Source organism: Ruegeria sp. BG3 (assembly GCF_056538485.1).
Genome location: NZ_JBQFTE010000009.1, coordinates 1 through 13,100, shown reverse-complemented (window position 1 = coordinate 13,100; position 13,100 = coordinate 1). Strand labels below are relative to the sequence as shown.

11 protein-coding genes and 1 pseudogene are annotated in these 13,100 nt (G+C 55.8%); 7 read left to right on the top strand and 5 right to left on the bottom strand.

Going from position 1 to position 13,100, the window contains the following annotated elements; genetic code table 11:
- Positions 1-100: 100 nt before the first annotated feature.
- Positions 101-589 (bottom strand): annotated as a pseudogene (locus ACR0AI_RS14645) (FGGY family carbohydrate kinase); the annotation flags it as partial.
- 177 nt (positions 590-766) lie between these two features.
- Between ACR0AI_RS14645 and ACR0AI_RS14640 the strand changes: the two are divergent.
- From ACR0AI_RS14640 to ACR0AI_RS14610, 7 genes are all read left to right on the top strand, one after another.
- Entirely contained in the window at positions 767-1,813 is a 1,047-nt protein-coding gene (locus tag ACR0AI_RS14640) for a LacI family DNA-binding transcriptional regulator (RefSeq protein ID WP_480675421.1), read from the top strand.
- Between the two features lie 94 nt (positions 1,814-1,907).
- Positions 1,908-3,212, top strand: coding sequence for an ABC transporter substrate-binding protein (locus ACR0AI_RS14635; RefSeq protein WP_480675423.1), 1,305 nt, complete (start codon positions 1,908-1,910; stop codon positions 3,210-3,212).
- A 107-nt stretch (positions 3,213-3,319) separates the two neighbouring features.
- Positions 3,320-4,186: a carbohydrate ABC transporter permease gene (locus ACR0AI_RS14630; protein ID WP_170375757.1), complete on the top strand. Its 867-nt coding sequence runs from the start codon at positions 3,320-3,322 to the stop codon at positions 4,184-4,186.
- Positions 4,187-4,198: 12 nt separating this feature from the next.
- On the top strand, positions 4,199-5,029 hold the full coding sequence (locus ACR0AI_RS14625; protein WP_068333782.1) for a carbohydrate ABC transporter permease: 831 nt from the start codon (positions 4,199-4,201) through the stop codon (positions 5,027-5,029).
- Positions 5,030-5,041: 12 nt separating this feature from the next.
- Positions 5,042-6,046, top strand: coding sequence for an ABC transporter ATP-binding protein (locus ACR0AI_RS14620; protein ID WP_170375758.1), 1,005 nt, complete (start codon positions 5,042-5,044; stop codon positions 6,044-6,046).
- Positions 6,043-6,816, top strand: coding sequence for an L-iditol 2-dehydrogenase (locus tag ACR0AI_RS14615; RefSeq protein ID WP_480675425.1), 774 nt, complete (start codon positions 6,043-6,045; stop codon positions 6,814-6,816). The genes ACR0AI_RS14620 and ACR0AI_RS14615 overlap by 4 nt, the downstream gene beginning before the upstream one ends.
- Positions 6,816-8,312 carry a mannitol dehydrogenase family protein gene (locus ACR0AI_RS14610; protein ID WP_480675427.1) on the top strand — a complete coding sequence of 499 codons (1,497 nt, stop codon included), beginning with the start codon at positions 6,816-6,818 and terminating at the stop codon, positions 8,310-8,312. Before ACR0AI_RS14615 ends, ACR0AI_RS14610 begins: the two co-directional genes overlap by 1 nt.
- Before the next feature lie 75 nt (positions 8,313-8,387).
- Here ACR0AI_RS14610 and ACR0AI_RS14605 read toward each other — a convergent pair whose 3' ends face one another.
- The 4 genes from ACR0AI_RS14605 to ACR0AI_RS14590 are packed head-to-tail and all read right to left on the bottom strand — an operon-like array spanning position 8,388 to position 12,789.
- Entirely contained in the window at positions 8,388-9,881 is a 1,494-nt protein-coding gene (locus ACR0AI_RS14605; RefSeq protein WP_480675429.1) for a cryptochrome/photolyase family protein, read from the bottom strand.
- Positions 9,882-9,908: 27 nt separating this feature from the next.
- Positions 9,909-11,144 carry an FAD-binding domain-containing protein gene (locus tag ACR0AI_RS14600; RefSeq protein WP_480675431.1) on the bottom strand — a complete coding sequence of 412 codons (1,236 nt, stop codon included), beginning with the start codon at positions 11,142-11,144 and terminating at the stop codon, positions 9,909-9,911.
- Positions 11,141-11,272, bottom strand: a complete 132-nt coding sequence (locus ACR0AI_RS14595) for a DUF2256 domain-containing protein (protein WP_170552600.1) — start codon at positions 11,270-11,272, stop codon at positions 11,141-11,143. Before ACR0AI_RS14595 ends, ACR0AI_RS14600 begins: the two co-directional genes overlap by 4 nt.
- Positions 11,273-11,274: 2 nt before the next feature.
- Entirely contained in the window at positions 11,275-12,789 is a 1,515-nt protein-coding gene (locus tag ACR0AI_RS14590) for a cryptochrome/deoxyribodipyrimidine photo-lyase family protein (RefSeq protein WP_480675433.1), read from the bottom strand.
- Positions 12,790-13,100 lie beyond the last annotated feature (311 nt).

The following is a 13,100-nucleotide window of genomic DNA, read 5'->3' as shown; positions in this document are numbered from 1 at the left end:
TCTCAATCATTTTACTTCAACAGCTTGCGCCGTCACTTTTCCAACAAATTCGCAACCGCTAAAAACCTGCGGCAGCCAATCCGACCTCGTATCAGTAGCTTCAGCAACGCCGGGGTGCCAAAACGCGCGTGGCGTGATCCAGCCACAGTGTCCCGGCGTCGCCCGAGGTGTCGGTAACCAATTCCCCGTACAGGCATAAACCGATGTAGTCCTTCGGCAACAAGATATGAACAATTCGGCGATGGGTGGCAGGTTCATGTCGTTGCAACCAAGCAAACTTGGGCGCTGTGAAACCCGGCAAAGGAGGGATGCTGGCAAAATGACCAATCCGAGCATCGGTCGCACCAAGCTCTTCGCATTCACGCAATGCCCTGCTGTCATTCCACAGGATTGCGGGGCCTATCGGGGCCAGATCACCGTTCAACAAAACAGCCACATGCATTTGACCGGACAGTCCGATGACCCGTACCTCCGACAGCGCGATTTGCCCTGAAAGCTGGTCCAATGCGTAACGTTTCGCCCTCCACCAAAGATCCAGGTGCTGCTTTGAGCAGCCGCGGTCTGGCGAGGACGTTGCTATCCCAATTGAGGACGTCGCGAGAGTTCGATCCGGAGGCGGTCAAACAAGCTCGACCACCGATGTCCCGATATCTATCCTAAGATACATTCAAACCGCTTGCCTACAGAAATACAGGGAACTTGCCTAGGTATTGATTTTTTAGCGCGCGCAAAGAATATGTAAAAGTTAGATAAGATCAAGGCGGCTATGATCCGCAGGCAGGCTGGCATGACCAAAATCAAGAATATGGAAGAGTTCGCGGCGCTCAGCGGAATCTCGCGGCCCACGGTGTCCAAGTACTTCCACGATCCCGACAGCGTTCGCCCAACGACAAGGGCGCGTATTGAAGAGGCGCTGGAGCGATTTGACTACCGCCCGAACATCTATGCCGTGAACCAAAACCGTAAACTGACCAAGAATATCGGCATTGTCGTGCCCTATCTGGCTGATCCGTTCTTTGCTGAAATCGCTCGGTATCTGGAACAAAGCTGTATCGCAGCCGGGTATCGTCCGTTCCTTTTCAGCGCTCACGGTGAACAAAAGCTGGAAAACGAAATCCTGGACGGTTTGCAATCCCTTAAACCTGCGGGCGTGTTGTTGGCGCCTTTGGGGCGTATCTCTGACAAGTCAGCGATCGAGAAATTCTGCGCCAGTGTGCCGACGGTTCTGTTCGACAGTAACCTCGACGGTTTGGGCGCAGCGTTTATCGGGTCTGACAATTTCAGCTTTGTGTCTCAGACCGTGGAATACATGACCCGCACGGGCGAGCCGCCCTCGTTCTTCGAAATGCGGACCCCTGCAAACCCCAATGCCAACAAGCGGCGCAAGGCCTATGTCGAGGTGATGGAGCGTTTGGGTTTTGAACCACACGTGATCAAAATCGAAGGCACGGGCTGGGCCTTTGAAGAGATTGGCCGACAGGGTGCGCTTAGGGTGTTGGATGAACGCAAGTTACGCACGGATTCGGTTTTGTGCAGCAATGACCGATTGGCGATCGGCTTTCTGGCGGCGTGTTTTGAGCGGGGGATTCGCGTCGGGCGGAAAGCCGATTGTGCGCTTCGGGTGGCCTCAAACGACGACCATCCTTTTGCGAAATTCACATGCCCCTCGCTGACAACCGCGGCGCATGACTATGACAATGTGGCGGCGCGAAGTGTCGAAACGCTTTTCGAACTCATTGAAAACGGTGGGAAATTCGACAAGCGGACGGAAACTTTGTTCCCGGCGCGATTGGTTCTCAGGGAATCCGCATAACGTCAAAAATTAACGCGCGTAAAGTTTTTATTGACGCCGCGACAAATCTTGAACTAGTCTTCCTGCACAGCATCCAAGCTCAGGGAGGACAGGGATGTACTTGAAACACGCACTTCGTGCGGCGACAGCTTTGACGTTCGTCGCGACGGCCGCGGCCCACGCACAATCCATCACGATCGCCACAGTAAACAACGGCGACATGATCAGGATGCAGGGCTATACCGACAAATTCACCGAAGCGACGGGTATCGACGTCGAATGGGTGACGCTGGAAGAAAACGTACTACGCCAGCGCGTGACGACCGACATCACCACCAAAGGTGGTCAGTTCGACATCATGACCATTGGCATGTACGAAACCCCAATCTGGGGAGCGAACGATTGGTTGGTCCCCTTGGAAGGCATGTCGGACGGGTATGACGTTGACGATATTCTGCCTGCCATGCGCAACGGTCTCAGCAACGACGGTACGCTCTATGCAGCGCCCTTCTACGGCGAAAGCTCGATGGTGATGTACCGCACCGACCTGATGGAGCAGGCGGGTCTGGAAATGCCCGAGGCCCCCACGTGGCAGTTCATCCGTGAAGCTGCGGCGGCAATGACCGATCGCGACAACGACATCAACGGCATCTGCCTGCGCGGCAAGGCGGGTTGGGGTGAAGGCGGGGCCTTCATTACCGTCACCGGGAACTCGTTTGGCGCGCGCTGGTTCGATGAGGATTGGAAACCTCAGTTTGATCAGCCCGAGTGGAAAGAAGCGCTAACCTTCTTCGTGGACATGATGAATGAATCCGGTCCGGCAGGATATGCCACAAACGGGTTCAACGAGAACCTGTCGCTGTTCCAGCAGGGCAAGTGCGGTATGTGGATCGACGCCACTGTTGCGGCATCCTTCGTGACCAACCCCGACGACTCGACCGTCGCGGATAAGGTTGGGTTTGCGCTCGCACCAAATTCAGAAGGTGTCGACAAGCGCGCCAACTGGCTTTGGGCTTGGGCTCTGGCCATCCCTGCTGGCACACAGCAGGAAGATGCCGCCAAGCAGTTCATCGAATGGGCCACGTCCAAGGACTACATCGAGTTGGTGGCCGAGAACGAAGGTTGGGCCAATGTGCCTCCGGGTGCGCGGACATCGCTGTATGAAAACCCCGAATACCAGAAGGTTCCGTTCGCCAAGATGACGCTGGATTCAATCCTTGCGGCCGACCCAGACAACTGCTGCGCACAACCGACGCCCTATGTTGGCATCCAGTTTGTCGCGATCCCAGAATTTGCTGGTATTGCCACTCAGGTGAGCCAGGAATTCTCGGCAGTCTACGCGGGACAGCAAACGGTGGATGAAGCGCTGGCCAAAGCGCAGGCCTTCACCGCTGAAGAAATGGAAGCCGCAGGGTACTGAGGCATCCTCCCACGCGGGCGGGCAGAGAGCTGCCCCCCGCTCACCCCTTCCACAACCCACGTTTTTCTCGCAGGCTAAGTTACGCCTGAACAGAGAGGGTTTGCGTAATGGCTACTCAACATTCCCGATCAGTCGCGCGCCTGATGATGGCACCCGCAGTGGTCCTGCTGCTTGGCTGGATGCTCGTGCCCCTGACGATGACGCTGTATTTTTCCTTCAAGAAATATCTGCCCCTGCGCGGTGGCGATCTGGGCTGGGTCGGCTTCGACAACTACGTCCGGTTCGTATCGTCCAGCTCCTTCTGGCCCGCGGTTCAGGCGACGCTTGTGATCGTCGGAGGGGTTCTGGTCATCACCGTTATCCTGGGTATCCTGCTGGCGATGCTTCTGGACCAACCGATGTGGGGCCAAGGGGTTGTCCGCATTCTCGTGATCGCACCCTTCTTCGTCATGCCCACCGTGTCCGCCTTGGTCTGGAAGAACATGTTCATGGACCCGGTCAACGGCCTGCTGGCCCATCTTTGGCGCTTTTTCGGGGCCGAGCCGATCTCATGGTTGTCCGAGGCGTCGATGACCTCAATCATCATGATCGTCTCATGGCAGTGGTTGCCTTTTGCGACCCTCATCTTGCTGACCGCAATCCAGTCGCTGGACAGTGAGCAGTTGGAAGCGGCCGAGATGGACGGCGCGCCGGTCCTGAAGCGGTTCTACCACATCATCCTGCCGCATCTGAGCCGCGCGATCACCATCGTGATCCTGATCCAGACAATCTTCCTTTTGTCGATCTTCGCCGAGATCTTCGTGACCACCGGCGGCGCATTCGGCACCCGTACACTCACCTACCTGATCTTCCAGCGTGTGCTGGAAAGCCAGAATGTTGGTCTCGGATCAGCCGGAGGTGTCTACGCAATCATCTTAGCCAACATCGTTGCGATCTTCTTGATGCGCATCGTCGGCAAGAACCTGGACGCGTGAGGAGGTAAGAACATGGCCCGCGCTGTCACAACCCGCCGCAAATCGCTGAATACCGCCCTCGCTTGGGCCGTTGGTTTGCTGATCTTTTTCCCGATCCTCTGGACCATCCTGACCAGCTTCAAGACCGAGGCACAGGCGATCGCCAGCCCACCGCTGTTCCTGAACTTCAACTGGACGTTGGAAAACTACGCCATCGTGCAGGAACGGTCCGATTACATGCGGTTCCTTTGGAATTCGGTCATCATAGCCGGGGGCTCGACTATTCTGGGCGTCATCATCGCCGTCCCCGCTGCTTGGGCGATGGCCTTTGTGCCGTCCAAGCGCACCAAGGACATCCTGCTATGGATGCTGTCCACCAAGATGCTGCCTGCGGTCGGCGTTCTCTACCCGATCTACCTGCTGTTCATTCGGTTGGGCCTGCTAGATACACGCGGAGGACTGGTCGTCGTCCTGATGCTGATCAACCTGCCGATCATCGTCTGGATGCTGTACACCTATTTCCGCGAAATTCCGGGTGAGATCCTGGAAGCCGCACGGATGGACGGGGCGACGTTGAAAGAAGAAATTCTCTATGTTCTCACCCCCATGGCCATCCCCGGTATCGCCTCGACCGTTTTGCTGAACTTCATTCTGGCGTGGAACGAGGCGTTCTGGACCCTCAACCTGACCGCCGTCGACGCGGCTCCGCTGACAGCGTTCATCGCCAGCTATTCCAGCCCCGAAGGCCTGTTCTTTGCCAAGCTCAGCGCGGCCTCGACCATGGCAATTGCACCAATCCTGATCCTCGGCTGGTTCAGCCAGAAACAACTTGTCCGCGGCCTGACTTTCGGCGCTGTGAAATAAGGAACACGACACATGGGACGTATTCAACTCAAGTCCGTGACCAAAAGCTTCGGCGACGTACAGGTCATTCCACCGCTGGACCTGACCATCGAAGATGGCGAGTTCACCGTTTTCGTCGGCCCCTCGGGCTGCGGAAAATCCACCCTGCTGCGTCTGATCGCTGGGTTGGAGGATATCACCTCGGGCTCTATCGACATTGACGGGGCGGACGCCACTGATGTGCCACCCGCGAAACGAGGGCTGGCGATGGTGTTCCAGTCCTATGCTCTCTACCCCCACATGACGGTACGCAAGAACATCGCCTTTCCCCTGCGGATGGCGAAACTGGATCAGGCCGAGATCGACAAACGCGTCGAAGGTGCCGCCAGCGTTCTAAACCTGACCGACTATCTGGACCGCCGCCCCGGCCAGCTGTCGGGCGGCCAACGCCAGCGGGTCGCCATTGGGCGCGCTATCGTGCGAGAACCAGCGGCGTTTCTGTTCGACGAACCTCTGTCAAACCTCGACGCGGCACTTCGCGTTGGCATGCGGCTAGAGATCAGTGAGCTGCACGAACGCCTGGCGACCACGATGATCTACGTGACCCACGATCAGGTCGAAGCCATGACAATGGCTGACAAAATCGTTGTCCTTCAGGCCGGAGTAATCGAACAGGTCGGCAGCCCACTGGAGCTGTATCGCACACCGCGCAACCTGTTTGTCGCGGGCTTTATCGGTTCGCCCAAGATGAACTTCATCGAGGGCGAAGAGGCCGCAAAACATGGCGCGAAAACCATCGGCATCCGCCCGGAACATATCGCTGTTTCAGAAACCGAGGGCGAGTGGTCCGGGGTTGTCAGCGTCTCAGAGCATCTGGGCTCGGACACCTTCTTCCACGTCCACGACACCGGATTGGCCGAGACGATCACGGTTCGCGCCGATGGCGAGGTTGGGTTCCGTCACGGGGATCGTATTCACCTGACGCCACGGGCCGACGTCATCCACCGCTTCGACGAAAAAGGACTGCGGATCGAATGACCCGTCTGAATGGCAAAATCGCTCTGATCACCGGGGCCGCGCGCGGCATCGGGCTGGCCTTTGCCAAATCCTATGTCGCGGAAGGCGCACGCGTTGCCATCGCGGATATCAACATCGAACGCGCCCAACAGGCCGCAGCCGAGATCGGCGCGTCCGCCATGGCCGTCGAAATGAACGTGACAAACCAGCAGAGTATCGACGACGCCATCACCCGCACGGCATCGCATTTCGGCCCGATCGACATATTGATCAACAATGCAGCGATCTTCACCGCTGCCCCGATTGTCGAGATTGAGCGCGCCGACTACGCGCGCGTCTTTGATATCAACGTCGCGGGTGCCCTATTCACCATGCAAGCCGTCGCGCGCCATATGATTGCGCATGGCACCAAAGGCCGGATCATCAATATGGCGTCTCAAGCCGGGCGGCGCGGTGAACCGCTGGTCGCCGTTTATTGTGCCAGCAAGGCCGCGATCATTTCCCTGACCCAATCTGCGGGCCTGAACCTGATCTCGCACGGGATCAACGTGAACGCGATCGCGCCAGGTGTGGTGGATGGCGAACACTGGGACGGCGTCGATGCGTTCTTTGCCAAACACGAAGGCAAACCGCCGGGGCAGAAGAAACGCGAAGTGGCCGCTGCCGTTCCATACGGCCGCATGGGCCGGGCCGAAGACCTGACGGGCATGGCGGTGTTTCTCGCCTCAGACGAGGCAAAATACATCGTTGCACAAACCTACAATGTCGATGGTGGAAATTGGATGAGCTGATGAACCCAGTGGCACACTCAAACCCTCTGATTCAGCTGCGGCAAGACAGGCTTGCAGACCTGCCAGCGACTGTCAGTACCCCTAACTATCAGCGTTCGGAGTTGACGCCGGGAATAGTTCATATCGGCCTTGGAAATTTCCACCGCGCCCATCAGGCTTGGTACATTCATCAGCTTTTGCAGCAGGGCCAAGCCCAAGATTGGGCCATCATCGGAGCCGGAGTGCGCAGCTATGACGCCGAGATGCGCGAGAGGCTGTTGGCGCAGGATTGCCTGACCACGTTGATTGAGCTGGATCCCCAAGGAATATCCGCAGAGGTCATAGGCCCGATGATCGACTATCTGCCGATTGAGGCAGGTAACGCAGCACTCATCCGCCGGATGGCGGATCCATCTATCCGAATTGTGTCCCTGACTGTAACCGAGGGCGGCTATTTTCTGGATGCCAACACCGGCATGTTCAACTTGGATCATGAAGACATACGGCACGACGCCGAGAACCCGCACCAGCCACGCACAGTATTCGGTGCGATGGTCGAGGCATACAGGCAAAGGCGTGAGAATAGTTTGGAACCGTTTACCGCGCTGAGCTGCGACAATCTTCAGGGCAACGGCGCAATACTAAAAACCTGCATTGTTGGTTTGGCGCGTCTGGTCGACACGGAGCTGGCCGACTGGATCGCCCAAAAGGGCGCATTCCCAAACTCGATGGTGGATTGCATCGTGCCCGCAACGACTGAGCAGGTCATTTCGCAATGCAGGGCGCTTGGAATAGACGATCGCGCTCCGGTCTCGCATGAGAATTTTCGACAATGGGTCGTCGAAGATGATTTTTGTGCCGGGCGACCGCCCCTCGAACAGGCTGGGGTAACGATGACCCACGATGTTCACGGATATGAAATGATGAAATTGCGCATCCTGAACGGAGGGCACCAGCTGCTTGCCAATATTGGGGAAATTCTGAACGTACCGACGATTTCAGACTGCATGCAGGATCCGGACATCGTAGCGTTTTTCAAGAAGGTTCAGACAGAAGAGATCTTGCCCTATGTCGAAGCCGTTCCAGGCACCACGGCAACTGAATATCTTGGATTGGTTGAAAAGCGATTTGCAAACAGCACCATCCGCGACACGACACGTCGCGTGGCATTTGACGGGTCTTCACGACATCCGGGGTTCTTGCTGCCGTCGTTGCGCGATGCCCTTGCTTCCGGCCGTTCTTTGACTGGTTTGGCTCTGGCCGAAGCGTTCTGGTGCCGGATGTGCGCGGGCGTTCGCGAAGATGGCTTGGAAATTGCGCCAAACGACCCCCAATGGGAGCATTTGCAAAACACCGCTCGGGCCTCCAAGGCCGACCCAAAAATGTGGATCGAGCAACGCCAGTATTATGGTGAGCTAGCTGGCAACACGAGGTTTGCAGAAGCGTTTTCCGCTTGGCTGTCCACAATCTGGCAAGTTGGTTGCCGAGCAGCGGTTACCGACTATGCCACCACATAGGCAAAGCGACACTAATCGTGACACGCAATGGGCGTAAACTTCCCTAACCCTTATTGAGCGGAACCGTAGTTGCACTCAGTTCAATTCGGCCAGAAAAGAGTTGGCCTTTTCCAGATGCTTCTCTTTTGTTTCCAGCGACATCCTATCGCCTGTGCGACACATCATGGCCCAACGCGGATTTTTTGAAAGCGTGTCTTTGTGTTTGAAAATGAAGCGCCAATACAAGCCATCCCAAATCTCGGCCCATTCGCCTTTGCCCCAATGACTCATCTTCCGAATGTAGTTTGATCCCGAAAAATAAGGCTTTGTCGTGATCAACCCGCCATCCGCGTTTTGACTCATTGCATAAACGTTTGGAACCATGACCCAATCGTAGCTGTCCACGAACATTTCCATGAACCAAAGATAGACGTCGTCTGGCTTGATTTCACACAAGAACATAAACCCGCCGAGTACCATCAGCCTTTCGATGTGGTGACAGTAGCCAGTCTGCAGGATCCGTCTGATCGTATCGTCAATCGGGTCTATCCCTGTTGTGCCTTCATAAAAGGAGGAAGGCATTGGTCGGTTGTGACGCCAATGATTGGTTGTGCGCATTCGTACGCCCAAGTCCTCATAGGTGGCGCGCATGAACTCTCTCCACCCTATGATCTGACGGATAAACCCCTCTACAGAGTTGAGTGGCGTCTTCTTGCGCTGGGCATGGTCCAGAGTCGCGTCAATGACTTGCTGTGGCGTGATCAAGCCAATGTTCAATGCAGGTGTAAGGAGAGCATGCCAAAGCCAGCTTTCGCCTTCAACAATCGCATCCTCAAAGTCACCAAACTGGTCGAAACGCCGTTCCAAAAACTGGTGCAGCCACGCCAGTGCAGCAGCGTGCGAAGTTGGATAGTAAAGGGTATCGAGATCTCCTCGCGCGTCGGGAAATTCAGACAGAACATTGTCTTTCGCCGCTTGGTCCACACTGTCGTGCTGCGGCCAGTCGATCCAAGGCAAGCTTTGTAGCAGGGCTTTTGGAACCTTTTTGCGATTGTCTTCGTCGAAACTCCACTGGCCGCCCAAGGGCTGATCGTTCTCAAGCAAAATGTTCAATCGGCGTCGCTGGCTTTTGTAGTATTCCGCCATAAACCAACGTTTGCGGCCGGCAGACCAGGCCTGATTGCTGGCACGTGTGTTCAGAAAGCCGGGCGAAGGTAGGAATTCAGTCGCAATTCCTGTTGCTTTCGATGCCTCACTCAAACGCTTTTCAACGACTGAATCGACGGGATCAGCCATCACGACCCGAGAAATCTGATCCAGAGAAAGCCGTTCGAACAAATGCAGGCAAGCTTTGGTAGAGCGCTCATACTCAAAGAGGTCAACATCAAAGCCCTTGATCTCGAGCTCTTGGCGATACCTGGCCATGCTCGCCCTATGGAGCCAGAGCTTCTGCTTGTGCATTTTGGCGGGATACTGTGGGTCTCCGAAGAACAACGGATCTTCAAACAAGATCACCTTTTGCAGCGGCATCTCAAATGCGGGGTGTTCTGCAAAAATTTGATTTGGAAGCACAATTGCGGCGTATGTCACGGCGTTTTCCCGGTTTTGTTTACACGGCTAGCGGGTCAGATTCAGGACCCGCATTATGGACGGGATCTTCTTCTTGAAGCCAAAGAACCCTGCTTTGGCGTGTGGCCACGTGTGCGCATCATAAGGGCGCCAGATACGATGCAGATGAATGCCGGCCTCGTTCAGCTGTGGTTCGGCACGGTCCAAGCGCACCCGTGTCGGACCGATAGGACAATAGGGTGTGACAATCGTATCAACTTTGTCTGTTTGGGCCGCCTTGATCAGGGGCTCGGTCCAATCGTCCTTGGCCTGTCCAATCTCTCCAAACGGCGAAAGTACGCTATTCATTGCGTGTTCGACAAAAGCTAATGGCAAGTCACCGACCTGACCACGCGAACGACCATCTGTGGCCAGCAGACCGACCACACCTGTGGGGCGAAGTGATGTGATATCTGCTGCGGACATGTCTTCCTCTGTCACCAGCAGCAGATACGGCTTTGAGAAGGGTTTTTCTGACTGCGGGCGGATTTCGATGCGCGGATGATCTGTTGCTTCAACCAGTGGCTTAGCGACGTTGGCCAAGCCTTGGGGCTGAAACCGCCCATCGGTGTATTTCGCGATATTGTCGGCGCGCGCGAGATAGGTTTTTCCCTTTGTGTGGAGACCCGCCACCCAACGCCAACTCAGGGTATTTGACGCCGGATCGCCGTCGACAAGTTGGCGCATGAAGACATCTGCGCCCAGTTCCCAAGGGAGTCTGAGCGTGAAAATCCAAATGGAGGCCACCCACATCCTCACGTGGTTATGAAGATACCCCGTCGCGTTTAACTCGCGCATCCAGAAATCAAGACACTCGATACCAGTACGGCCTGACACAGCATCCCTATACGCCGCATTCAATGCTGTATCGTTTTCCAAACGCTCCAATTGTGCCACCAAGTTTCTTTGGTAGCTAAACCAAACACTTGGCCGTTGCTCCAACCAGCCTTTGAAATACGTGCGCCAAAACACTTCGTGAATGAACTTGTCGGCAACCTTTTCACCATGTGCGGACAGAACGCGTGAAAGAACCTCTTCCTCAGTTATCAAGCGGTGTCGCAGCCAGGGTGAGAGAGTAGATACATTGCCGCGTCGGTCGGGGCCAAAGTCATAATTTCGGCTTTGCGCATAGTCGCGTCCAGCGCGGGGCAGGAATTGCTCCAAACGCCTCAGGCCTGCGGCGCGCGTCGGTTCGAACCTCAGCTGTGCAAAAGCGTTATCCACCACACGAAATTCCAAAGTCATGCGGCAGCCTTGCAGCGTTTCGAGCAGTATTTGACGTCATCCCAGACCTTCTCCCACTTCTTGCGCCACACGAAGGGACGTTGGCAGACCGGACAGATCTTTTGCGGCAAATCCGCCTTCTTGCGCATCTTCACGTGAGGTCTCCTAACGGTAGATCAAGTTGAGCCGCATTCCGCGGTGTTCTGGATTTTCTTTTACGATAGCGTTCAGCCTTTCGGCTTGCGTGTTTGGTGGCGATTGCGTGCGCTCGATCGCGAAATTCGGGCCCGCGCCTCACCGCCCAAACCTTTTCTCGCGCAGCCTTTGCCGCCGCCAGATGGTCAAAGACGCGCATAGGGTATTCTCGGTCAAGCACCGCGTCTGCATTGTCAGCGTTCCATGGGTCATGCAGATGTGCATCCGGTATTTCTGCCAGTTCCGGCACCCACCGACGAATGAATATGCCGTTTGGATCCTGATCCAGGCCTTGTTTGACGGGGTTGTAAATACGGATGGTGTTGATGCCGGTTGTGCCAGATTGCATCTGGACCTGACTCCAATGGATGCCTGGCTCATAGTCGGTAAACATCCTGGCCAGATGCAGGCCCGGCGAACGCCAATGCAGCCACAAATGATAGCTCGCAACTGCCATCACCATGGCTCGCATGCGGAAATTCAACCAACCTGTCGCGCGAAGAGATCGCATGCAAGCGTCCAAGAAAGGATACCCTGTCTCACCTGTTGACCAAGCTTGTAGAAGAGCTGCATCCGGTTCCTTGGGACGCAAGCCATCATAAAGCGGGTGAAGGTTTTCGAACTCTATTTGCGGTTCGTCCTCCAGTTTTTGAATGAAATGACAATGCCAGTGCAAACGCGCTGAAAAGGATCGCATCGATTTCTGCCACTTCCCTGCACCTGCGGGAAGCGTGCGCCGCGCATTTTCCGTCTGTTGCGCAATTTCGCGAACAGAGATCGCACCCCATGCAATATAGGGAGAAAGCCGCGAACACGCTGTCGCGCCACTCAAGGGGCTGGACATTGCACGTTGGTAGTCAACGCTCCTGCTGTTCAGAAAGCTGTTCAAAAGCCCCAGCCCCACTTGACGCCCACCTTTCTGCCGATCCGTACATACGGCCCCTGCAAGGCCAAGATCTTTGCTGCTTGGGAGCGTACCAAGCTCTATGGGTAAGGCTGCAAGCTGCGGCGCCTTTTCTGTTGGTCGCGACATCTGCGCGTCCCAATGGTTCGCCCAGCCGTCTCGGGACTTTAGACGGCGGATAACGCCGTGGTTTTGAATCTCATGCCAAGGGACACCTGCGTCACGACACCAAGCCGCGACATCTTGATCCCTGCGATAGGTCCAATCGTTGCCCGTCTCCTCATGAGACCATAAGGCCTCCAGAAATCCCTGTTTTTTCAGTTCCGCAAGTGTCTCAATCACTGTCCCGATACGAACGACCAGTGGCTGTCCTAATTGAGCAGTGGCCTCCCGCAATTCCGCAAGTGTCTCGCAAACAAAGCTCCATTGTCGTTCTGAGGCATCGGGCTGCAGCCATAGTTCAGGTTCAACAACATACAGCGGCAACAAAGGGCCAACCCTGGCGGCATGCGCCAAGGCCGCATGATCCAAAACACGGAGATCTCGCTTGAACCAGACGACTTGCAAATCTGCACACCTCACCCAAGTCATTCCTTGAATGCATACGCGTCATGTGATGCAACGGATCAGAAAAAGTACTGTCTTTGCAGAATGATCGCGACCTCTTTTCTTGCAGGTCGGCGACTGTAGGTAATGCCCGCTTCTGCGCTTTTTCTCGGTTTAGCTACTGGCAATAACGCGCAACGAAATCGCTAGCGGCCAGACATCGAAGGACGGCTTGGCCCTTAACGGATCAATCAGTCCGACCGAGACGTATAAACGTTTGTTGTCGGCCGATCGCATCCTCGATGCGGCAGCCAAGGCGGTAGAGGCTGACC